This is a genomic window from Streptomyces kunmingensis (assembly GCF_039533535.1).
Lineage (GTDB): Bacteria > Actinomycetota > Actinomycetes > Streptomycetales > Streptomycetaceae > Streptomyces > Streptomyces kunmingensis.
Window position 1 is genome coordinate 44,516 of record NZ_BAAATS010000025.1, and the last position, 22,692, is coordinate 67,207.

Sequence of the window (22,692 nt, forward strand, 5' to 3'; positions counted from 1 at the left end):
GGCTTTTCTCGGCGGTGATGTCCGACTGCCGCCCCTGGCCCGGGCGGCGGTGGGGAGCCGGTCACCGAGGAAGGACGCTAAACCTCGGCGTCACGGGTTGGCGTTGGATTGTTCGGAAGTGGCTCGTTTGTTACGGGTGGTGGCAGAGAGTGACAGCCGGTTGCCCGGGGGCGCCCGGCGAAGAGAGGAAAGGGGCGCCCCGCTAGGCTCCGGAGCCATGGACGTACTCATCCATTTCTTCGTCGGCCTGCACATCATCGGCATCGCCGCGCTCCTCGGCGGCTTCCTCACACAGATGTCGGCGATCAAGCAGGGCAACGCCCGTTTCAACAAGGCCATGCTGCACGGCGCCCTGACGATGCTGGTGACGGGCATCGCCCTGGTTGGCCTGAATCAGGCCGACGACAACACCGTGAACAACATCAAGATCGGTGTGAAGCTGGCCGTCCTGATCGTCGTCCTCGGCATCGTGTACGTGAAGCGCGACGAGGAGACGGCGGAGAAGGGCCTGTTCGCCGCGGTCGGCGGGCTGACCATGGCCAACATCTTCATCGCGGTGCTCTGGACCTGAGCGAAGGCGGGCCGAGGGACCTGACCGCCCCGGTCGCCACGACGAGCCAGACCGTCGCCGCGATCCACAGCAGCACCTGCCCCGGCGCCTTGAGCCAGGGCGTCTCCACGGCGGTGGCCACCGTCAGCGTCGCCACCGCCGTCATCCCCATCGGGAACACCGTCGACCAGCGCCGCACGTCGTACGTGAACCGCGGCTCCAGCACCTCCGCCACCGCGAGCACCACGTACCAGGCCACGTCCAGCGTCAGCAGCACCCCGCACATGTCGCGCAGCACCCCGGTGACATCGGAGTTCCAGAGGTCGCCGGCCCGCCCCGCCAGCACCAGCTTCGCCGCGGCGAGCGCCGAGATGGCCAGCGCCCCGCCCGCGACCCAGTGGTCCCCGGCGCCCGTGAGCACCTGCCGCCGGTCGAAGCGGGCGAACGCCGCCACGTACATCACGAGCCCGAACCAGAACACCACCACCGCCGCGTAGCCGAGCCACCGCACGCCCACGGCCGCCGACAGTGTCGCCCCGAGCACGGCGAGCCCCTGCGTGGCCACGCACGCGAGGAACACCGCCCCGGGCATCCGCCGCTTCCAGTGCCGTACGACGGCGACGAGCAGCCCCGGCCAGGCGAGCGCGGCGATCACCAGCAGCGCCGAGGCGAGCCACTGCCGGCCGAGCAGCGAGAACCGGGTGCCGAGCACACACGTCGCCGCGACGGCGGTCAGCGCGGGCGGGGAGATCGCCTCGTGCCGCCAGCGGCTGCGGTCGTGCATGAGGCGGAGCGTGAAGTCGGCCGCCAGAAGCACCCAGAGTGCGACGGCGAGCACCAGGAGGATGCCGGACAGGACGTCGTGGCCGGTCAGACGGAACCCGACCGAGACGATGCCGGTCGCCATCACGGCGGCGCCCGCGGCAGGCGGGAACCGGGACCCGAAGGGCCGCGGGGTCACGTTCGGACGGGAGTGCTGCACCGCCCGAACGTAACCACGACCGGCGTCAGGCGGGGCGCACCACGCTGTGGATCGAGCCGGTGCCGTCGTAGTAGATGGATTCCTCGCGGACGTAAGCGCCCGGCTTCGGCGCGTGGATCATCATGCCGTCGCCGAGGTAGAGACCGACGTGGCTGATGTCGTCGTAGAAGAACACCAGGTCACCGGGTTGTATGGCGGAGAGCGAGACGGTCGTGCCGAACTCCACCTGGTCCCAGGTGGTGCGCGGCAGAGTGATGCCGGCCGCCTTCCACGCCGCCTGCGTGAGCCCCGAGCAGTCGTAGGAGTCCGGGCCCGTGGCGCCCCACACGTACGGTTTGCCCTCCTGGGACTTGGCGAACGCGAGCGCCTTCGCGGCCTTGGCGGCGTAGCCGGAAGAACTGCCGGACGGCGTGCCGGAAGAGCCGCCGGACGAACCGGAACCCGAGCTCTCCTGCTGCGCCGCCTCCTCGGCCGCCTGCCGCTTCTTCTCCTCCTCGGCCTTCTGCTTCTCGGCGAGCTCCGCGGCCTTCTTGCGGGCCGCCTCTTCCTTCTTCTTCTCGATCGCCGCGAGCCGCTGCTTCTCCTCGGCGGTCAGCTTGGACAGCAGTTCACGCGCGTCGGAGAGCTTCGTCTGCACGCTCTGCTTCGAGGTGCTCAGCTCGGTCTGCGAGGAGGTGAGCTGCTGCAGGTTCTCCTGAGCCTCGGTGCGCTTCTTCGCGGTGGTGAGCTGCTGCTCCTGGTAGTTGTCGACGGCCTTCTTCTGGTCGGCCGTCATCCGGCTCATCAGCCGGTTCTGCGCGAAGTAGTCCTCGGGATCGTCCGCGAGGAACATCGTCGCGGTATCGCTGATCCCGCCCGTGCGGTACTGCTGGGCGGCGAACCGGCCCAGCTCCTGGCGGGCCGAGTTCATCTTCTCGGTGCGCTGCGCGATGTCGTCGAGCAGCTTGTCGACCTGCTTCTTCTTGCTGTCGGTCTGCTCCTTGGCGGAGTTGTACTTCTGCGTGGCGACCTCGGCCTGCCGGTACAGACTGTCGACTTTCTTCTGTACCTCCTCGAGGCTCGGCCGCTGCGGCTGCGCGGGCGCTGCCTGGGCCGTCTGCGAGAGGAGGGCGACCGAGGTGAGGGCGGCGGTCGTGATCCCGACCGCGGGAGTGGTGCGAAGGCCGCCGGTCATCCGGGACCGGATGCGCGGCTTGCGGTGCGACGCCAAGGAGGCGACTCCTTCCGTGGTCCGCCTACCGGGTTAGCTGTCGGGTTCGGGCGTACGGAAGGCTGCCCTACGGTCGACTGCCCGGCGCTGCGGGCCGTCGAGGCGATTCACCCCAAGGTCGGTTGGGTCCCCGGTTCCCTGCCTCGCGGCGTACGGGACTCAGCGGGGGCTGCCCGCTCGCCGCGGTGCTCGCGGTCGTGGGGACGGACTGCCCGCGCAGCACGGTAGCCAACTCGTGTTGCTGCTGTGAAGGTTGATGTTCGAAATGCCCGATACATTTTCGTGACCTTGGCTACTCCGCAGCCACTCCGGCGGCGCCTTCACCGTACTGTCATGCGGTCGTCACTGTGTGCGACCGCTTTGTCGTACGGGTTCGAGTACCGCCCTGACCTGCGCGTACGGGCTTTGTTGTGGAGGCGGGAGCGGCGTGTCAGTGGGGCGCCCTAAACTCGTAAGGCGATGAGCAGCCTCTTTGACGACAGCTTCCTGGCGGGCCTCCAGAACCGGACCGAGGAGCCCCCGCCGCCGCCCGACAGTGAGCACGAAGGACCGGCGCCGGAGCCGATCCCGGACGACCTGTTCGGCGGGAAGTTCGACGTGCCCCCGGCCAGGGACGCGTACTACCGTGACGGCGCGCCCCGGCCTGCCCTGGACCCGGCGGCCCTGCTCGACGGGCTGAACGAGAACCAGAGAGCGGCCGTCGCGCACGGTGGCTCCCCGCTGCTCATCGTCGCCGGTGCCGGCTCCGGAAAGACCCGCGTCCTCACCCACCGCATCGCCTACCTCCTCGCCGAGCGCGGCGTGCACCCCGGCCAGATCCTCGCGATCACCTTCACGAACAAGGCCGCGGGCGAGATGAAGGAGCGCGTCGAGGCCCTCGTCGGACCGCGCGCGAACGCCATGTGGGTGTCCACCTTCCACAGCGCCTGCGTGCGCATCCTGCGCCGCGAGTCGAAGAAGCTCGGCTTCACGTCGTCGTTCTCGATCTACGACGCCGCCGACAGCAAGCGCCTCATGGCCCTGGTCTGCCGCGACCTCGACCTGGACCCCAAGAAGTTCCCGCCGAAGTCCTTCAGCGCCAAGATCTCGAACCTGAAGAACGAGCTGATCGACGAGGAGGACTTCGCGAAGACGGCCGCCGACGGGTTCGAGAAGTCCGTCGCCCAGGCCTACGCGATGTACCAGTCGCGGCTGCGCGAGGCCAACGCCCTCGACTTCGACGACCTGATCATGACGACGGTGAACCTGCTGCGCGCGTTCCCCGACGTCGCCGAGCACTACCGCCGCCGCTTCCGGCACGTCCTCGTCGACGAGTACCAGGACACCAACCACGCGCAGTACGCGCTCGTGCGCGAGCTCGTCGGGCCGGCCCGGGACGCCGAGGGCAACGACGCCGATCCGGCCGAGCTGTGCGTCGTCGGTGACGCCGACCAGTCGATCTACGCGTTCCGCGGCGCCACGATCCGCAACATCCTCCAGTTCGAGGAGGACTACACGGACGCGACGACGATCCTCCTGGAGCAGAACTACCGCTCCACGCAGACGATCCTCAGCGCCGCCAACGCGGTCATCGAGCGCAACGAGTCGCGCCGTCCGAAGAACCTGTGGACGAACGCGGGCACCGGCTCCCAGATCACCGGCTACGTCGCGGACACCGAGCACGACGAGGCCCAGTTCGTCGCCGAGGAGATCGACCGGCTCACGGACGCGGGCGAGGCGAAGGCCGGCGACGTCGCCGTCTTCTACCGGACGAACGCGCAGTCCCGTGTCTTCGAAGAGATCTTCATCCGCGTCGGCCTGCCCTACAAGGTCGTCGGCGGCGTCCGCTTCTACGAGCGCAAGGAGGTCAGGGACGTCCTCGCCTATCTGCGCGTGCTGGCGAACCCCGAGGACTCCGTCCCCCTGCGCCGCATTCTGAACGTGCCGAAGCGCGGCATCGGCGACCGCGCCGAAGCCATGATCGACGCCCTCTCCCAGCGCGAGAAGATCTCCTTCCCGCAGGCCCTGCGCCGCGTCGACGAGGCGTACGGCATGGCGGCCCGCTCCACGAACGCGGTGAAGCGGTTCAACACCCTCATGGAAGATCTGCGGACCATCGTGGAGTCGGGCGCCGGACCGGCCACGGTCCTCGAGGCCGTCCTCGAACGCACCGGGTACCTCGCCGAGTTGCAGTCCTCCACCGACCCGCAGGACGAGACCCGGATCGAGAACCTTCAGGAACTCGCCGCCGTGGCCCTGGAGTTCGAGCAGGAATCCGCCCAGGGTGCGGAGGGTGCAGAGAGTGCGGACGCGGAAGGTGAGGGTACGGCGAGCAGCGGTGATCTGTCCGCGTTCCTGGAGCGCGTCGCGCTCGTCGCCGACTCCGACCAGATCCCCGACGAGGAGGACGACGGCAGCGGCGTCATCACCCTGATGACTCTGCACACCGCCAAGGGCCTCGAATTCCCCGTGGTCTTCCTGACCGGCATGGAGGACGGCGTCTTCCCGCACATGCGCTCCCTGGGACAGACCAAGGAACTGGAGGAGGAGCGCCGCCTCGCCTACGTCGGCATCACGCGCGCGCGGGAGCGGCTGTACCTGACCCGCTCGTCCATGCGCAGCGCCTGGGGACAGCCCTCCTACAACCCGCCGTCCCGCTTCCTGGAAGAGATCCCGGACACGCATCTGGAGTGGAAGCGCAAGGGCGGCTCCGCGCCCGCGCCCTCCACCAAGGGCATCGGCGGCGGCATCGCCGCCTCGCTGTCCTCGTCCCGCTCCCGTACGACACCCGCGTTCGCCACACGCCGCGCCAACGAGAAGCCCGTGGTGTCCGTCGCCGTCGGCGACCGCGTCACGCACGACCAGTTCGGCCTCGGCACGGTGGTGGGCGTGAGCGGATCGGGCGGGAACGCGGAGGCGACGATCGACTTCGGCGACCCGAAGCCGAAGCGGTTGCTGCTGCGGTATGCGCCGGTGGAGAAGCTGTAGTCAGAAGTCGTAGCCCGCGCTCGGAGGGTCCAGGCCCTCCGAGGAGAGGCTCTACGACGGGTCGAGGCCGTGGCTGCGCAGCCACGGCAGCGGGTCGATCGCCGAACCGCCGCCGGGTCGTACCTCGAAGTGCAGGTGCGGCCCGGTCGAGTTGCCCGAGTTGCCCGAGTGCGCGATCACGTCACCGGCCTTCACCGGTCCGCTCATCACCGTGTGCGAGGACAGGTGGCAGTACCACGTCTCGGTACCGTCCTTGGCGGTGACTATCGCCATGTTCCCGTACGCGCTGTTCCACTGCGTCCGCACGGTCCCGTCCGTCGCCGCCATCACCTCGGTCCCGTACGAGACGGGGAAGTCGATGCCGCTGTGCACGGACATCCAGTTGATGCCGGCCTGACCGTAGTAGGCGCTCAGCCCGTGCCGCTTCACCGGCAGCGCGAACTTGGGGCGCAGCGCCTCCTTGCGCGCGGCCTCATCGGCGGCCTTCTTGCGGTCGGCCTCCTGCTTCGCCTTCAGGTCGATCCGCTCCTGTGTGCGGCTCGCCCGGTCGGCGAAGTCACCCGCGTCCGCGGACAGATCCTTCAGCTGCGTGTCCAGCTTGTTGTTGGCAACGGAAGGTTTCACCGCGGTCGCGTCCGGCGCCGACATCGCCTGCGTCTCCCTGCCCTCGTCGTCGCCGCCGAAGGTGCCCACGGACGCCGCCGCGATCCCGGCCACCCCGACCACACATGCCGAAGGCACGGCGACGGTCAGCAGCGCGGAGCGCTTGGCGGGGGTGCGGCGGCGGGAGCGGGTGCCTCGGGGGGCCGGGGCGGGGGCGGGGGTGGAGGAGGAGGCGAGGGGGGCGAACTCTGGGGTTTCGGCGTCGGGTTCGGGCGCGGGTTCGGGTTCGGGTTCGTGCTCGTGTTCTTCGTGGACCTGGGGGTATTCGGCGGGGCTGTACTGCTCCGGCACGTAGTCGTGCACGGCTGTCCCGTCGGAGTTCCACGCCGTGGCGTCGTACGCGCCTGTGTCGTAGGGCGTCGTCCCGAAGACCGGAGTCTCGAAGGTCTGCGTCTCGAAGCTTTGCGTCTCGAAGCTTTGTGTCGCGAAGGTCTGTGTCGCGAAGGTCTGGGCTTCGGGGGGCTGCGTCCCGTAAGTCTGCGGGTCGTATGTCTGCGGGTCGTATGTCTGCGCGGGCCATTGGCCGGTGTGCTGCTGGTCGTAACCCGCGGAGTCCGCCGCCCACATGGCGGTCGTGTCGTACGTGCCCGTGTCGTACGCGCCCATCGCGTAGGCACCGGTGTCGTACGTGCCCGTGTCGTAGGCGCCCGTGTCGTACGTGGGCATGGTGTACGGCGACGTGTCGTACTGCTGCGGGGGCTGCGTGGACCACTGGCCCGTGTCGTACGAACCCGTGTCGTAAGAAGCCGTGTTGTAGGAACCCGTTTCGTGGGCACCCGTGGCGTACGCGTCGCCGCCCGGCATGTCACCGAAGAGCGGGTCGGTGGCGAAGCCGGTCGTGGAGTAACCGTCGTGCGCCGCGTGATGCGCGGTCCCCGACGGATGACGGTCGTTCACCAACTTCTCTTTCGCCTCGACAACAGGGGCTGCCAGAGCAGTGCGGCGACTGTACCCGGCAGTACGAGCGCACGACAATCTTCGGCAGGTTTCATGCCCCGCAGAATCGGGCAATCAGCCGCCTTTCGGTGAACTGTGGGCACAGCTTTGGCGCTGAGTTCGAGGTGCGTTCGACGATTCGCCGGATTTGCCCGACGCTGCGAGCGTGGCCTTCACGCCACCGTCAGACCGCCGACCGAGTCGGCGGCGTGTGCTCCCTCCCTCGTCGGGTCGGCGTCGAGCGCCTGACGGATGCCCGTCGCGACAGCGGGATGCACCGGAAGCGCCAGATGTCCGATGCCCGTCACCCGCACGTTCTGCGCGAGCAGATCCGCGTGGTCGACACACGCCGTCTCCAGCGGCACCATCAACTGGTCCAGATCGCTCCAGAAACTCACGAACCGCGTACGGCAACCGGGCGCCGGCCTCTTCAACTCCTCCACCACCGACGATCCCGGGCGCATCTGCCGCACGATCGGATGCGCGTCCGCCAGCGGCGCGACCCGCGTGCCCGCATGCGGGGTGCCGAGCGTGACGAGCATCCGCACCCGCTGGTCCCCGCCCAGGCACTGCACGTAATAACGCGCGATCAGCCCGCCCAGACTGTGCCCCACGATGTCGATCCGCTCCTGGCCCGTCCGCTCGCACAACTCCTCGACGTGCCGCCCCAGCAGAGCCGCCGCGGTCCTTATGTCGCAGGTCAGCGGCGAATAGTTGAGGCTCTCGATCTGCTGCCTGCCGTGCTGCGCCAGAGACCTGCGCAGCAGGACGAAGATCGAACGGTTGTCGATGAAGCCGTGCAGCAGCAGTACCGGGGGCTTCTCGGGAGCCGGCAGACGCGGCGCGTCCGCCAATCCGCCCATGCCCTTCAGTTCGGCGGGGGCGTCGGGGGTGGCGTTGCGCGTGGTGTCGGGGGAGGCGTCGTGCGTGGCGTCGTGCGTGGCTTTGTGGGGGAGGGTGGGGGGTTGGGCGTGGTCGACTTGGGTGCTGTGTGTGGCGTGTGCGGCGTGTGCGGCGTGTGCGGCGTGGTCGGTGTGCCCGGCGTGGTCGCCGAGACCGTTGAGTTCCGCCAGCTCCGCCGGTGTCAGCGCCGCGTCCTGTGACGACAGCAGCGGAAGCGCCCCCGGATGCCTTCGTTCCGGGAGGATGCCCGAGGGGTAGAGCAGCAGGTGCCCCGCCAGGATCGCCAGCTCGAGTGCCGTCGCCTTCAGCAGCGCGATCGACAGCCCGGCCAGTCTGGCCGGCAGCAGATGGCAGCGCGGGCGAAAGGGCAGGGTCCTTGTGACCTTCATCGGTCAGCCTCCCGTCGGCACACAGAGGGAGTCTCTGTCCCCCGTGTGCGCTCATGGGAAGCCGAACGAAGCAGGTCCCACGGTGGGGCCGACGTGTCAGCCCGCCGGTCCGTATGACGGCCTGGCGCAACGCGCCCGGCCATCCGCCGTGCCACCGTGCCGTGCGGCCGGCCGCACGGTGGCCCGGCGTCCTCGAAGCGGCTCCCCTCGCGCCTGTCCCGGAAGCGGCTGATCAGCCGGCTGATACGGGTGCGGCGCGCAGCGAACGTGTCCCACGTGTGATTTCCCCCTCGCCGTGCACCGTGAAACGGCCGGTTGCGGGATGCTGTGGATAACGTTCGTTCACTTCGGGTATCCGCTTCGGGTATCCGGAACCCGGGCCCCGGGTACCAAGGCTCCGGGAGTCAGTCACTTCATGGAGGCAGTGATGGGTGTGGCAGCCGGTCCGATCCGCGTGGTCGTCGCGAAGCCGGGACTTGACGGCCACGATCGCGGGGCCAAGGTGATCGCGCGGGCGCTGCGCGACGCCGGCATGGAGGTCATCTACACCGGGCTGCACCAGACGCCCGAGCAGATCGTCGACACCGCGATCCAGGAGGACGCCGACGCGATCGGGCTCTCCATCCTCTCCGGCGCCCACAACACCCTCTTCGCCCGCGTCATCGAACTGCTGCGGGAGCGCGACGCCGCCGACATCCAGGTCTTCGGCGGCGGCATCATCCCCGAAGCCGACATCCCGCCCCTCAAGGAACAGGGCGTCGCGGAGATCTTCACCCCCGGCGCGACCACCGCGTCCATCGTCGACTGGGTTCGGGCCAACGTGCGGCAGCCTGCCGGGGCGTAGCCCCTGCCGGGGGGTGGGATGGATCTGGGCTGGGCCGGGCTTGACGGGGCTTGGGTTTGGGTTTGGGTTCGGGATGGGCCGGGCTTGGGTTCGGGGTGGGCCGGGCTCGGGTTCGGGGTGGGCTTGGGTGCGGGCTCTGGTTCGGGTCGGTGTCAGGCGGGCGTCAGTTCCTGACGCATCGCTCTGCGTAGCCGCAACGTGCCCACCAAGCGCTGGAACGCCTCCGCCCAGTACCCCCCGGCCCCCGGCGCCGTGTCCTCCGTCTCCTCCACCGCGGCCGTGAGTCCCTCCAGGCGCACCGCCTCCTCCGGGTCCAGGCAACGCTCGGCCAGGCCCATCACCCCGCTGAAACTCCACGGGTAACTCCCCGCGTCCCGCGCGATGTTCAGCGCATCCACCACCGCCCGGCCCAGCGGAGGCGCCCACGGCGTCGCGCACACCCCGAGCAGCTGGAACGCCTCGGACAAGCCGTGCGCCGCGATGAACCCCGCCACCCACTCCGCCCGGTCCGCCGCCGGCAACGCCGCCAGCAGCTTCGACCGCTCCGCCAGCGAGACCGCCCCCGGGCCCGCCGCGTCCGGCGCCGTCGCGGACCCCAGCAGCGCCCGCGACCAGCCGATGTCCCGCTGGCGCACCGCGGCCCGGCACCACCCCGCGTGCAACTCGCCCCGCCAGTCGTCCGCCACCGGCAGCGCCACTATCTCCTCCGGCGTACGGTCGCCGAACCTCGCCGGCCAGCGGCCCAGCGGTGCCGCCTCTGTCAACTGGCCCAGCCACCACGACCGTTCGCCCCTGCCCGCGGGCGGTTTGGCCACCACCCCGTCCCGCTCCATCGCCACATCACACTCGTGCGGGGCCTCCACCACGACCGTCCCCGTCGTACGGTCCAGCGCCACACAGGACAGCGCCCGGTCCGCCATCCGGCCCGCCAGCGCCGAGTGCGGGAGCGCGGAGAGGAGTTCGGCCGCGGTCGCCCGGACATTGCGGCTGCGGTCGGTCAGCGCTCGCTCCAGGAACGGCTCGTCCGCGTCGTTCAGTCCCGTGCGCAGGGAGTCCAGGAACATCAGGCGGTCCTCCGCCCGCTCCTTGCTCCACGTCTTCTCGAGGAGGTCCCGGGCCGTCTCCGCGTTGTGCGCTCGGACCGCCGCCAGTAGCGCTACCCGCTCCGCGAACAGGCCCTCCTCCCACAGGCGTTCCACCTCCTCCGTCTCCTCCGGCGCGGGCAGCGCCGTGCCCGCGCCCGGCGTGGCGCGCAGCGCGAACTTCCAGTCCGGGTTGAGGCGCGCCAGCCATAGGGCGCGCGGGCCCGCGAACGTCAGCGCCCCCTGGCGCAGGTCCGTGCGGCCCCGGGCCGCGTCCAGCAGGGCCGGGAGGAGTTCGGGCGGGGGAGCGTAACCGTGGTCGTTGGCCGTGGCCAGCCACTGCGGGAGCAACTCCAGGAGGTCGGGTGCGGTGCCTCTGCGGGTGGGGGTGCCGGGGCGGTCGGTGAGCAGCATCGTCAGGCGGCTGCGGGCGGCTGACGGCAGTGCGGGGCGGGGGTCCGCGGGGGCGGGCTCGGGAAGGGTGGCTGCCGGGGCCGGGCGCAGGCCCGCTCGGCGTCGTACGGTCTGGGTCGCCGCCTCGTCGAGCAGGGCCTCCGGGGTGATGGTCGAACGGCGGTCCGTGCCCAGTAGGGCGGTTGTCACCAGGTCGTCCCAGGGTGTGGAGGTCGGGCTGCCGCCTGCCGTGCTGCCTGCCATGTTCGCTCCTCTGCTCTGCTGTGGGTCCGTCTGTTGTGGGTTGGGCGGGGCCGGGTCGGTGTACCTCCTCGGCCGGTTCGGTCTCCACGCCTGTCGTCCGCCGTTGGCGGGTGGGCCGGGACTGGGTTCCTGCGGAGTCCTGCGGGGGCACACCGACCCGTCCCCGCCCGTCCGTCTCGTACGCGTCTGCACGCCGGTGTCGCTGTCCGACCGGGCCGCCGTCTCCTACGTGGCTTGCCGTGCGTGGGGTTCCGTCAAGTGAGCGGGATGATCTCCGGGTTCTTCTGTGTCCAGGTCGACAGGGGGTGGAAGCCTGCGTGGCCGCATTCGCCGAAGACCGTCACCGGGGCTCCGCCTGACAGGGCTATGAGGCGCCATAGGTTTGGGGGCAGGGGTGTGGGGGTCGGTGTGGGTGCGCGGGGGGTCAGGGGGAGGGCGTATTTGCCTGCCGCGTCTGCCAGTTGCCAGCCGGTGCCGTCGGGTGTCCGTGTCGGTATGACCTCTGCCAGTGTCACCGGCCAGGAGTCCAGCCATGGATCTGCTGTGAGGGCCTGGCCGTATGCGGTCAGGGCTGTGTGTACGTCCACCCCGGTGGGGCTGTGGGTGCCTAGTGGTGATGGCGGTTGGGGTGGTGTTCCGTGGTGGGTTGTCAGGTCTGCTCTGTGGGTTGCTCCTGGGTGTGTTTTTAGTTCCGCGTCTATGGTCAGGCCCGGTGGTAGTGCCAGGGATGGTGCTCGGCCTGCCGCTCCGAAAGAGAGGAGCAGGGCCGTGCGGTCCGACTCCGTGCCGTGCAGCCAGATGCGGCGCGTGGTGAGGTGACCGTCCGTCCTGTCGTACTGGGACAGGATCAGCCAGCTGTCCCTGAGCGGTGGCTGTGTTGGTGGTGTTGCGGGGAGGCCTATGCGGGAGCGGACCGTTGTTGCCAGGGGCTCGGGGAGCGCTGACTGGTGCTGCCAGCCCTTGTTCAGCAAGTGGATGAGGGCGCACTCCTCGAGCAGGCGCATCGGCCAGCCCGGGCCCGATGCGGGAATCGCCCCCAGTTCGCGGACCCGCGCCGCCAGTCCGGGTGCCTGCGCGTCGACCATGCGGGCCGCCGTCTCCTCCCACAGCCCGTAACCCGCCTGCTCCGCCTGCGCCAGACCGCCCCGGAGCAGATCGGTGAGGCGCTGCTCCAACTCCGTGACACCCGCGGTGACCCGCTGTGCTCGGCGCTCCGCCCTGCGCCGTGCCGCCTCCGGGTCGGCCGGGCCGCCGGCGCTGTCCGGTGCTGTTGCCTCGGTTCTTTTCTGTGCCGCTCGGTTTTTGCGGTTCTCAAGCCATTGCTCGGTCCAGTCCGGGGCCTGGGCGGTCGGTACCTGTGTGGCTCCTGAGGCCCAGAGCAGGAGCAGTCCCAGCGCGTGTTTGCACGGGAACTTCCTGCTCGGACAGGTGCATTTGTACGCCGTGCCCGTCCCCGCCGGCCCACCGCCGGTGTCCACGATCGTCTGGTACGGCTTGCTGCCGCTGCCCTTGCACAGTCCCCATACCGCCCCCTCGTCCGAACTCCCGGTCTCCGACCAGGGCCCCGCCGCTCCGAGCTTGCTTCCCGCCTTGCGTGACGCGGCGTCAGGCGCCAGTGCCAGCACCTGATCCGTCGTCCAGCGCACCCCCTGCTGAGTCATGTCTTCGACGGTAGATCCTCCCACTGACAATTCCGGTCCACAGCCGTTTGAGCTGCGGGTATGTGGTGGGCGCCGGTGATTGTCAGTGGTGTGGTGCACCGTTGGATCCATCAGCGCGACGGAGGCGTCAGCTTCTCGTCGTGATGGTTCCCGTTGGGCGAAACAGAAGGTGGGGGAGAGCCATGACCGTTTCCGTCGAGGACCGGGCCGGGGAGCACGCCGAAGGTGAGGTGCTGAGGGCCCACGCCGAAGACGCGTTCGCGGGTGAACTCGCCGCGCTGGCCGCCCAGGACGACCGGCCGCGGCCCGCCCGCTGGCGTATGTCGCCCTGGGCCGTCGCCACCTATCTGCTCGGCGGCACCCTGCCCGACGGGACGGTGATCACGCCGAAGTACGTGGGGCCGCGCCGCATCGTCGAGGTCGCCGTGACGACGCTGGCGACCGACCGTGCGCTGTTGCTGCTCGGCGTGCCGGGGACCGCCAAGACCTGGGTGTCCGAGCATCTCGCCGCCGCCGTCAGCGGCGACTCCACCCTGCTCGTGCAGGGCACGGCCGGTACACCGGAGGAAGCCATCCGGTACGGGTGGAACTATGCGCAGCTGCTGGCCCACGGGCCGAGCCGGGACGCTCTCGTGCCGAGTCCTGTCATGCGGGCGATGGCGGAAGGCATGACGGCGCGGGTCGAGGAGCTCACGCGTATCCCCGCCGACGTGCAGGACACGCTCATCACGATCCTGTCCGAGAAGACCCTGCCGATACCGGAGTTGGGGCAGGAGGTTCAGGCCGTGCGCGGCTTCAACCTCATCGCCACGGCCAACGACCGGGACCGGGGGGTCAATGATCTGTCGAGCGCGCTGCGGCGCCGGTTCAACACCGTGGTGCTGCCGCTGCCCGCGAGCGTCGAGGCCGAGGTCGACATCGTCTCCCGTCGCGTCGAACAGGTCGGCAGGTCCTTGGAGCTGCCGAGCGCTCCCGACGGGATCGACGAGATCCGGCGGGTTGTCACCGTCTTTCGTGAGCTGCGGGACGGAGTGACCGCTGACGGTCGTACGAAGGTGAAGTCGCCCAGCGGGACCCTGTCCACGGCGGAAGCGATCTCCGTGGTCACCAACGGGCTTGCGCTGTCCGCCCACTTCGGGGACGGTGTGCTGCGCCCCTCGGACATCGCCGCCGGGATCCTCGGCGCCGTCGTCCGTGATCCGGCGGCGGACCGGGTCGTGTGGCAGGAGTACCTGGAGGCCGTCGTGCGCGAGCGGGACGGGTGGAAGGACTTCTACCGGGCCTGCCGCGAGGTGAGCGCATGACCGGGCCGCTGCTGCTCGGCGTCCGGCATCACGGGCCCGGATCCGCGCGGGCCGTGCGCCGCGCCCTGGACGCGGCCGGGCCGCCGGCCGTGCTGATCGAGGGCCCGCCGGAGGCCGACGCGCTGGTGCCGCTCGCCGCCGAGGAGGACATGCGGCCGCCCGTCGCGCTGCTCGCGCACGTCGTGGACGAGCCGGGGAAGTCGGCGTTCTGGCCGTTCGCCGAGTTCTCGCCCGAATGGGTCGCCATCCGATGGGCCCTTGGGAGTGGGGTGCCGGTTCGATTCATCGATCTTCCTGCCGCTCACAGTCTGGCGATGCGGGACGGCGAAGAGGCGGCCGAGGCAGCGGAGGACGTGCGCGTCGATCCCCTGCGCGTACTCGCCGAGACCGCCGGGTACGACGACGCGGAGCGCTGGTGGGAGGACGTCGTCGAGCACCGCGCGGGCGACGCCTTCGCCGCACTCGGCGAGGCCATGGGCGCGCTGCGGGAGTCCGACGGCGACGGCGGGCACGGGAACGATCTGGTGCGCGAGGCCCATATGCGGCTCCAAGTGCGTTCTGCTGTACGGGAGTTCGGTGAGAATGTCGCTGTGGTGTGCGGTGCGTGGCATGTGCCCGCACTGCGGCGGAAGACCACCGTCGCCGCCGACCGCGCCCTGCTCAAGGGACTGCCGAAGGCGAAGGTCGACCTGACCTGGGTGCCGTGGACCCACCGCAGGCTCGCCCGCACCAGTGGATACGGGGCCGGGATCGAGTCGCCGGGCTGGTACGGGCATCTGTTCAGCGTTCCCGACCGGCCCGTGGAGCGGTGGCTGACCAAGGTCGCGGGGCTGCTGCGCGACGAGGACCGGATCGTGTCGTCCGCCCATGTCATCGAGGCCGTGCGGCTCGCCGAGAGCCTCGCCGTGATGCGCGGGCGGCCGCTCGCCGGACTCACGGAGACCACCGACGCGGTGCGGGCCGTCCTGTGCGAGGGCTCGGACGTCCCGCTCTCCCTCATCCACGACAAGCTCGTGGTCGGCGACGTCCTGGGGGAGGTGCCCGAGGCCGCGCCCGCCGTCCCGTTGCAGCGCGACCTCACCCGGCTCCAGCGCAGCCTGCGCCTCAAACCGGTCGCGGCGGAGAAGGAGTTGGACCTGGATCTGCGAGGCGACACCGACGTCGCGCGCAGCCGCCTGCTGCACCGCCTGCGCCTGCTCGGCGTCGCCTGGGGCGAGCCGGCCAGATCGTCCCGCGGCTCCACCGGCACCTTCCGCGAGACCTGGCGGCTGCGCTGGGAGCCGGAGCTGTCCGTGCGGGTCGCCGAGGCCGGTATCTGGGGGACGACCGTGCTCGCGGCGGCGACCGCCAAGGCCGAGACGGATGCCGTCGCCGCCACCGCGCTCGCCGACGTCACCGCGCTCGCCGAGCACTGCCTGCTGGCGGGGCTGCCCGACGCGTTGCCCGTCGTGATGCGGATCCTCGCCGACCGCGCCGCGCTGGACGCCGATGTCGGCCACCTCGCCCAGGCCCTGCCCGCCCTGGTCCGCGCCCTGCGCTACGGCGATGTGCGCGGCACCGACACCGGCGCTCTCGCCGAGGTGGCGATCGGGCTGGCCGAGCGGGTCTTCGTCGGGCTGCCGCCCGCGTGCGTGGGGCTCGACACGGACGCGGCCGGCCAGCTGCGCGACCACGTCGACGGAGTGCACTCCGCCGTCGGCCTCCTGGAGGACGCGGCACTGCGCGAGCGCTGGCGGACCGTGCTGCGCACCCTCGCCGCGCGGGACAGCGTGGCCGGCGTGATCCGGGGCCGGTGCGCCCGCCTCCTGCTGGACGAGGGAGCACTCGACGACGACGGCGCCGCACGGCTGATGGGCCTCGCCCTCTCGCCCGGCACCCCGCCCGTCGATGCCGCCGCCTGGATCGAGGGCTTCGTCGGCGGCGGCTCCGGCGGCGGCCTCCTCCTCGTCCACGACGAGCGGCTGCTCGGCCTGGTCGACGCGTGGCTGACCGGGGTGTCGGGGGACGCGTTCACCGATGTACTGCCGCTGCTGCGCCGCACGTTCTCCGCGTACGAGGCCGGGGTGCGGCGCACCCTGGGGGAGCTGGTCCGCCGTGGCCCCGCGGGATCGGCGTCCGCCGGGGTGGGGGCGGTCTCCGGGTTCGCCGACGAGCTGGATCTGGAACGGGCCGACGCGGTGGTGCCAGTGGTTCGGATGTTGCTGGGTGCCGGTGCCGGTGCCGATGCCGGTGCCGTTGCCGGAGCTGGAGCTGGAGCTGGAGCCGTTGCCGGAGCTGGAGCTGGAGCCGTTGCTGGAGCTGGAGCCGGAGCCGGAGCTGGAGCGGGGGAGGGCGGGTGAGGAGCGGTGTGGCGGGGGTTCGTGGCCGGGCGCGGGTCGTGGTCCTGCTTCGCGCAGTTCCCCGCGCCCCTGAGATGCGCACTTCGTGCGCCATCTCATCGTCCCCGCAGCACCTTCAGGGGCGCGGGGAACTGCGCGACCAGCCACGACGGGACGACCGCAGTCGCGTACGTGGCGCACATGGCAGACGAGATGGCGCACCAACAACCTCGCGGGGGCGATGACATGACCACCAGCACAACCACCGGCGACGAACGGCTCAGGCGCTGGCGCCTCGTCCTGGGCGGCGACGCGGCCGACGGCACCGGCTGCCAACTGTCCGGGCAGGACGCCGCGATGGACGGAGCCCTCACCGCCCTGTACGGCTCGGGCCGCGGCGGACAACGCAACCCCGGTGGCAGCCGGAGCGCGGGACTCGGGGCCTCGGCCCCGTCCGTGGCCCGCTGGCTCGGCGACATCCGCACGTACTTCCCGTCCTCCGTCGTCCAGGTCATGCAGCGCGACGCGATCGACCGGCTCGGCCTGTCCACGCTGCTGCTCGAACCGGAGATGCTGGAGGCCGTCGACGCCGACGTGCACCTCGTCGGCACCCTCCTCTCGCTGAACAAGGCGATGCCGGAGACCACCAAGGAGACGGCCCGCGCAGTGGTCCGCAAGGTCGTCGACGACCTGGAGAAGAAGCTCGCCACGCGCACCCGCTCCACCCTCACCGGCGCCCTCGACCGCAGCGCCCGCATCAGCCGGCCCCGCCACCACGACATCGACTGGAACCGCACGATCGCGGCCAACCTCAAGCACTACCTGCCCGAGTACCGCACGATCGTGCCCGAGCGGCTCATCGGGTACGGGCGGGCCGCCCAGTCCGTCAAGAAAGAGGTGATCCTCTGCATCGACCAGTCGGGCTCGATGGCCGCGTCCGTCGTCTACGCCTCCGTGTTCGGGGCGGTGCTCGCCTCCATGCGCTCCATCCAGACGCGGCTCGTCGTCTTCGACACGGCCGTCGTGGACCTCACCGACCAGCTCGACGACCCGGTAGACGTCCTCTTCGGCACCCAGCTCGGCGGCGGCACCGACATCAACCGGGCGCTCGCCTACTGCCAGTCGCAGATCACCCGCCCCGCCGAGACCGTCGTCGTCCTCATCTCCGACCTCTACGAAGGCGGTATCCGCGACGAGATGCTGAAGCGGGTCGCCGCGATGAAGGCGTCCGGGGTGCAGTTCGTGACGCTGCTCGCGCTCTCCGACGAAGGGGCGCCCGCCTACGACCGGGAGCACGCGGCGGCGCTGGCCGCGCTGGGGGCACCCGCGTTCGCCTGCACCCCCGACCTGTTCCCCGAGGTCATGGCAGCGGCCATCGAGAAACGACCGCTGCCCATACCCGACTCGGCGGCCGAAACCGGGGGAGCGGCAGCAAACCGGATATGAGTACCCATCGGTAACACGGGGCTTGCGCAGGCGCCCTCGTCCCGTGCGAGGATCTGCGCACCGTGACGACTCCGACCGTTCCTGCCGCCCCCGCCGAGCGCCTGCCGCGCCCGGCGGCGCGGCGACATGCGCTGCAACTGGCACTGTTGCTCGGCGGATTGATCGGCCTCGGGTTTCTCTGCGGCGGGCAGGCCCACGCGGACGACGCCTCCGGCACCCTCGGGCCGCTTCACGTCGCCCCGCACCACACCGTGCCGCACCACACCGTGCCGCATCACACCGCGCTGCGTGAGGCCGCGGGCGGATCCGTACAAGACGTGCGCACGGTGCACGACCGGGTCTCCGGCGACATCCGTGCGGAGGTCGTCGACCCCGTGCGGGAGAAAGTCGTGCGGCCGGTCCTCGAGACCGTGGGCCAGGTGACCGAGCCGGTCGGCGGGCTGACCGGGCGGGTCGTCGGTGGCATCGCCGCGGCGACCCCGCGACCGCTGCCGGACGGGCCGCCGGCCCTGCCCGAACTCCCCGGGCTCCCCGGACTCCCGGAACTTCCCGAGCTCCCGGGCGTACCCGGGCACTCCGGCCCCGTACCCGCACCAGCACCGGCCCCGCCCGCGGAGCCCGCACCCACCGCACCCGTCGCCACGCAGCCCGTCCACGGCCCCGCGGCCGAGCACGAGAAGCACCAAGCTTCCCGTCCGTCTGCCGCGCGGGTGGCGGGGCCGAAGGCGTACGACTCCGCGTGGCTCGGGGACGTACAGCGGAACGGCGCGCACCACGCCTCCGCGGCGCGGCACACCGCCGCACCGCAGCCGGCCGCGCCCGGTGCACCGCCGCGTCCCGACGGCGCACTCGTGGCCAACACCTCGGCGGGTGACGGGAACTCGACGCGGCACGGCGAGGTGCACGCGGCCGCGTTCGGCAGCCGGGTGCCCGTGCTGTTGCCGCCCGGCGCGTTCGCGTCGGGCGTCGCCGCGCCGGTGGCCGACCGGTATCGCGGCATTCCCGAATTCCCTGGCTAGGGCAGCCCTCTCCCCGCACGTGACCTGTCGCGCGGGGGCGGAACAGGTCTGCCCGACACCCCGGAAATCGCCGGAATTCGAAGGAACTACGTACGCATGAACAAGAACCTCCGCCGCTCCATCGTCATAGCCGCGGGCGTCTCCGGCGCCTGGGCCCTCGGCTCGGCCGTGGCCAGCGCCGATGAACTGCCCGCCCACTCGCTCTCCGTGCCGGACGTGGCCGGCGACACCGTCGCCGATGTCGCCGACGCCGCTCATCTCGCCGATGTCGCCGATGTCGCCGATGTCGCCGACGTCGCCGACGTGCAGGACACCGCGTCGCACCTGACGCAGGGAGCCACCAAGGCGACCGACGGCAAGCTCAGCGGCAGCAAGCTCACCGACGGCAAGCTCAGCGGCAGCAAGCTCACCAAGCCGGCCGAGTCCGTCGTCACCGCCGGCAAGGCCACCGCCGACACCAAGGTCGCCGAGACGGTCAAGTCCGCTGCCACCGCCCAGGACGGCGTCGACTACCTCTTCGGCCCCCTGTCCACCTTCGCCGCCGAAGACGTCACCGCCGCGGCCACCCCGATCGCCGACGAGACCGCCGCCGCCGTTCTGCCGCCCGTCGCGGCGACCGCCGTGCACGGCGTGCTGCCCGTCGCCGGCCAGGCCGTCGGTGACGTCGGTGTGCTGGCGGGCGGCGCGGTCGGGGACGTCACGCCGTTCGCGACCGGCCTGGTCGGACAGCAGGTGGGTCCCTTCGCCACGGGCGTGACCGGCGAGGTGCAGCCCCTGGCCAACGGCGTCGTCGGCACGGTCGGCCCGCTCGCGCAGGGGCTGGTCGTAGGAGACGTGGCGCCGTTCGCGGGCGGCGTCGTGGACTCCGTGGACCCCCTCGTGCAGACGGTCGTCGACCACGTGCGGCCGGTCGTGCAGGGCGTCGGCACCAGCGCGCAGGGCCTGGCGCAGGGCGTCACCGGCGACGTGACGCCGTTCGCGTACGGCGTCGTCGGCGAGAACGTCGCCCCCTTCGCCCGGACCGTCGTCGGTGACGAGGTGGCGCCGCTCGCGTACGGCGTCACCGGCGACGTCACCCCCTTCGCGCAGGACCTGACCGGCACCGTCGTCGCCGACGTCCAGCCGCTCACCGGCAACGCCGTCACCGGCGTGCACGGCGTCGTCGGCGCCGTGGCGCCCAGCTACCTGCCCGGCATCTGACGGGCATCTGACCGACGCCGGTGAGCCGGGCCAGCCGAAATCCGTCGGCGCGGCCCGGCCGGAAACCGGCGTGCGGCGGGCGAATCCGTCGGGGACGGGATGCCCGCCTCGAGCCCCCGGTGAATGCATGCGTTCCGGGGGCTCCTCGGGTGGCCTCACCGTGCGTACCCCCGCACGGTGAGGCCGCGAACAAGTGCGAAACGCATCACAAACGGGACGCTCTGTGACCGGTATCACCGCTCAGGTGTGATCTGCGATTTAGGGCGCATCGCCGAGCGGCGATAACCTGCGAGACGGACATGCCGCGTACCCGGCCACTGTGTACGCCTCGTACGCCTCCCTTGTGACAGCGGAGTCACGTTGCCCATCGCGGCACGCCCACGCAGGAAGATCGAACCGCGAGATCACTGATAGGGACGGACGCGCGTGGACCTGTTCGAGTACCAGGCGAGGGACCTCTTCGCCAAGCACGGTGTACCGGTGCTGGCCGGTGAAGTCATCGACACGCCTGAGGCAGCCCGCGAGGCGACCGAGCGGCTGGGCGGCAAGTCTGTCGTCAAGGCCCAGGTCAAGGTCGGTGGCCGAGGCAAGGCCGGTGGCGTGAAGCTGGCCGCCACCCCCGACGAGGCCGTCGCGCACGCGACGAACATTCTCGGCATGGACATCAAGGGCCACACGGTCCACAAGGTGATGATGGCCGAGACGGCTCCGGAGATCGTGGAGGAGTACTACGTCTCCTTCCTCCTGGACCGCACCAACCGCACCTTCCTCTCCATCGCCTCCGTCGAGGGCGGCATGGAGATCGAGGAGGTGGCGGTCGAGCGCCCCGAGGCCGTCGCCAAGACGCCGATCGACGCCAACGAGGGCGTGACCCCCGCGGTCGCCCGCAAGATCGTCGAGGACGCGAAGTTCCCGGCCGAGGTGGCCGACAAGGTCGCCGACGTGCTGGTGACGCTCTGGAAGACCTTCATCGAGGAGGACGCCCTCCTGGTCGAGGTCAACCCCCTCGCCAAGGTCGCCTCCGGCGACATCATCGCCCTCGACGGCAAGGTGTCCCTGGACGAGAACGCCGACTTCCGGCACCCCGACCACGAGGCGCTGCAGGACAAGGACGCGGCCGACCCGCTCGAGGCCGCTGCCAAGGAGAAGGGCCTCAACTACGTCAAGCTCGACGGCGAGGTCGGCATCATCGGTAACGGTGCCGGTCTGGTCATGTCGACGCTGGACGTCGTCGCGTACGCCGGTGAGAACCACGGCGGCGTGAAGCCGGCCAACTTCCTCGACATCGGTGGCGGCGCCTCCGCCCAGGTGATGGCGAACGGCCTGGAGATCATCCTCGGCGACCCGGACGTCAAGTCCGTGTTCGTCAACGTCTTCGGCGGCATCACCGCCTGTGACGAGGTCGCCAACGGCATCGTGCAGGCGCTCGCGCTCCTCGAGGAGAAGGGCGAGAAGGTCGAGAAGCCCCTCGTCGTCCGCCTCGACGGCAACAACGCCGAGCTGGGTCGCAAGATCCTCTCCGACGCCAACCACCCGCTGGTGCAGCGCGTGGACACCATGGACGGCGCGGCCGACAAGGCCGCCGAGCTCGCGGCCGCGAAGTAAGGGACGAGGGACAGAACAGCCATGGCTATCTTCCTCAACAAGGACAGCAAGGTCATCGTCCAGGGCATGACCGGTGCCACGGGCATGAAGCACACCAAGCTCATGCTCGCCGACGGCACGAACATCGTCGGCGGTGTGAACCCCCGTAAGGCGGGCACCGAGGTCGACTTCGACGGCACGTCGATCCCCGTCTTCGGCTCCGTCACCGAGGCGATCGAGAAGACGGGCGCCAACGTGTCCGTCCTCTTCGTCCCGCCGGCCTTCTCCAAGGCCGCCGTGGTCGAGGCGATCGACGCCGAGATCCCGCTCGCCGTGGTCATCACCGAGGGCATCGCCGTCCACGACTCCGCCGCGTTCTACGCGTACGCGAAGTCCAAGGGCGACAAGACCCGGATCATCGGCCCGAACTGCCCCGGTCTCATCACGCCGGGCCAGTCGAACGCCGGCATCATCCCGGGCGACATCACGAAGCCGGGCCGCATCGGCCTGGTCTCGAAGTCCGGCACGCTGACGTACCAGATGATGTACGAGCTGCGTGACATCGGCTTCTCGTCCGCCGTCGGCATCGGTGGCGACCCGGTCATCGGCACGACGCACATCGACGCGCTCGCCGCGTTCGAGGCCGACCCCGAGACCGACCTCATCGTCATGATCGGTGAGATCGGCGGCGACGCCGAGGAGCGCGCGGCCGACTTCATCAAGGCGAACGTGACGAAGCCGGTCGTCGGTTACGTCGCGGGCTTCACCGCCCCCGAGGGCAAGACCATGGGCCACGCCGGCGCCATCGTCTCCGGCTCCTCCGGCACCGCCCAGGCGAAGAAGGAGGCCCTCGAGGCCGCCGGCGTCAAGGTCGGCAAGACCCCGACCGAGACGGCGAAGCTGGCGCGCGAGCTGCTCTCGTAACCAGCCGCTGTACGCAGATCAGTGGGCCCGCACCGGTGACGGTGCGGGCCCAC

The 22,692-nt window shown here is 70.8% G+C and carries 17 protein-coding genes and 1 riboswitch; of the genes, 10 read left to right on the forward strand and 7 right to left on the reverse strand.

Going from position 1 to position 22,692, the window contains the following annotated elements; translation table 11 throughout:
- The first annotated feature begins 217 nt into the window (after positions 1 to 217).
- A complete protein-coding gene (locus tag ABD366_RS28120) occupies positions 218 to 571 on the forward strand; it encodes a hypothetical protein (protein ID WP_324774337.1) in 354 nt (117 codons plus the stop codon).
- On the opposite strand, the gene ABD366_RS28125 is transcribed toward ABD366_RS28120, so the two are convergent.
- Positions 549 to 1,532 (reverse strand): tellurite resistance/C4-dicarboxylate transporter family protein, encoded by a 984-nt coding sequence (locus ABD366_RS28125; RefSeq protein ID WP_324774334.1) that lies wholly within the window; start codon positions 1,530 to 1,532, stop codon positions 549 to 551. The genes ABD366_RS28120 and ABD366_RS28125 overlap by 23 nt on opposite strands.
- A 25-nt stretch (positions 1,533 to 1,557) precedes the next feature.
- Positions 1,558 to 2,742 (reverse strand): C40 family peptidase, encoded by a 1,185-nt coding sequence (locus ABD366_RS28130; RefSeq protein WP_411293855.1) that lies wholly within the window; start codon positions 2,740 to 2,742, stop codon positions 1,558 to 1,560.
- A 7-nt stretch (positions 2,743 to 2,749) separates the two neighbouring features.
- Positions 2,750 to 2,917: riboswitch (cyclic di-AMP (ydaO/yuaA leader) on the reverse strand.
- A gap of 284 nt (positions 2,918 to 3,201) precedes the next feature.
- Here ABD366_RS28130 and pcrA point away from each other — a divergent pair.
- The gene (gene pcrA / locus ABD366_RS28135; RefSeq protein ID WP_324774332.1) at positions 3,202 to 5,709 is read left to right on the forward strand and encodes a DNA helicase PcrA; all 2,508 of its coding nucleotides are present in this window, start codon (positions 3,202 to 3,204) and stop codon (positions 5,707 to 5,709) included.
- Positions 5,710 to 5,760: 51 nt separating this feature from the next.
- On the opposite strand, the gene ABD366_RS43550 is transcribed toward pcrA, so the two are convergent.
- From ABD366_RS43550 to ABD366_RS28145, 3 genes are all read right to left on the reverse strand, one after another.
- The gene (locus ABD366_RS43550; protein WP_425576979.1) at positions 5,761 to 6,357 is read right to left on the reverse strand and encodes a M23 family metallopeptidase; all 597 of its coding nucleotides are present in this window, start codon (positions 6,355 to 6,357) and stop codon (positions 5,761 to 5,763) included.
- On the reverse strand, positions 6,266 to 6,892 hold the full coding sequence (locus tag ABD366_RS43555; protein WP_411293857.1) for a pentapeptide repeat-containing protein: 627 nt from the start codon (positions 6,890 to 6,892) through the stop codon (positions 6,266 to 6,268). The genes ABD366_RS43550 and ABD366_RS43555 overlap by 92 nt, the downstream gene beginning before the upstream one ends.
- Before the next feature lie 589 nt (positions 6,893 to 7,481).
- A complete protein-coding gene (locus ABD366_RS28145) occupies positions 7,482 to 8,600 on the reverse strand; it encodes a lipase family alpha/beta hydrolase (RefSeq protein ID WP_324774328.1) in 1,119 nt (372 codons plus the stop codon).
- A gap of 427 nt (positions 8,601 to 9,027) precedes the next feature.
- On the opposite strand from ABD366_RS28145, the gene icmB reads away from it, so the two are divergent.
- Positions 9,028 to 9,444 (forward strand): coenzyme B12-dependent isobutyryl CoA mutase small subunit, encoded by a 417-nt coding sequence (icmB, locus tag ABD366_RS28150; RefSeq protein WP_324774326.1) that lies wholly within the window; start codon positions 9,028 to 9,030, stop codon positions 9,442 to 9,444.
- A 152-nt stretch (positions 9,445 to 9,596) separates the two neighbouring features.
- Here icmB and ABD366_RS28155 read toward each other — a convergent pair whose 3' ends face one another.
- Both ABD366_RS28155 and ABD366_RS28160 read right to left on the reverse strand, forming a co-directional pair.
- Positions 9,597 to 11,183: a DUF5691 domain-containing protein gene (locus tag ABD366_RS28155; RefSeq protein WP_324774324.1), complete on the reverse strand. Its 1,587-nt coding sequence runs from the start codon at positions 11,181 to 11,183 to the stop codon at positions 9,597 to 9,599.
- A 254-nt stretch (positions 11,184 to 11,437) separates the two neighbouring features.
- Positions 11,438 to 12,844, reverse strand: a complete 1,407-nt coding sequence (locus ABD366_RS28160; protein ID WP_324775777.1) for an SWIM zinc finger family protein — start codon at positions 12,842 to 12,844, stop codon at positions 11,438 to 11,440.
- Between the two features lie 182 nt (positions 12,845 to 13,026).
- On the opposite strand from ABD366_RS28160, the gene ABD366_RS28165 reads away from it, so the two are divergent.
- The 7 genes from ABD366_RS28165 to sucD all read left to right on the forward strand — a co-directional run bounded on the left by ABD366_RS28165 (position 13,027) and on the right by sucD (position 22,639).
- Positions 13,027 to 14,148: an ATP-binding protein gene (locus ABD366_RS28165; RefSeq protein ID WP_324775775.1), complete on the forward strand. Its 1,122-nt coding sequence runs from the start codon at positions 13,027 to 13,029 to the stop codon at positions 14,146 to 14,148.
- Positions 14,145 to 16,487, forward strand: a complete 2,343-nt coding sequence (locus ABD366_RS28170) for a DUF5682 family protein (protein WP_324775773.1) — start codon at positions 14,145 to 14,147, stop codon at positions 16,485 to 16,487. The genes ABD366_RS28165 and ABD366_RS28170 overlap by 4 nt, the downstream gene beginning before the upstream one ends.
- 225 nt (positions 16,488 to 16,712) lie before the next feature.
- Positions 16,713 to 17,912, forward strand: coding sequence for a VWA domain-containing protein (locus tag ABD366_RS28175; protein WP_324775771.1), 1,200 nt, complete (start codon positions 16,713 to 16,715; stop codon positions 17,910 to 17,912).
- 62 nt (positions 17,913 to 17,974) lie between these two features.
- Positions 17,975 to 18,931, forward strand: coding sequence for a hypothetical protein (locus ABD366_RS28180; protein ID WP_324775769.1), 957 nt, complete (start codon positions 17,975 to 17,977; stop codon positions 18,929 to 18,931).
- Positions 18,932 to 19,027: 96 nt separating this feature from the next.
- On the forward strand, positions 19,028 to 20,131 hold the full coding sequence (locus ABD366_RS28185; protein WP_324775767.1) for a hypothetical protein: 1,104 nt from the start codon (positions 19,028 to 19,030) through the stop codon (positions 20,129 to 20,131).
- A gap of 426 nt (positions 20,132 to 20,557) precedes the next feature.
- On the forward strand, positions 20,558 to 21,736 hold the full coding sequence (gene sucC, locus ABD366_RS28190; protein ID WP_324775765.1) for an ADP-forming succinate--CoA ligase subunit beta: 1,179 nt from the start codon (positions 20,558 to 20,560) through the stop codon (positions 21,734 to 21,736).
- Positions 21,737 to 21,757: 21 nt separating this feature from the next.
- Positions 21,758 to 22,639 (forward strand): succinate--CoA ligase subunit alpha, encoded by an 882-nt coding sequence (sucD, locus tag ABD366_RS28195; protein ID WP_324775763.1) that lies wholly within the window; start codon positions 21,758 to 21,760, stop codon positions 22,637 to 22,639.
- Positions 22,640 to 22,692: the final 53 nt, after the last annotated feature.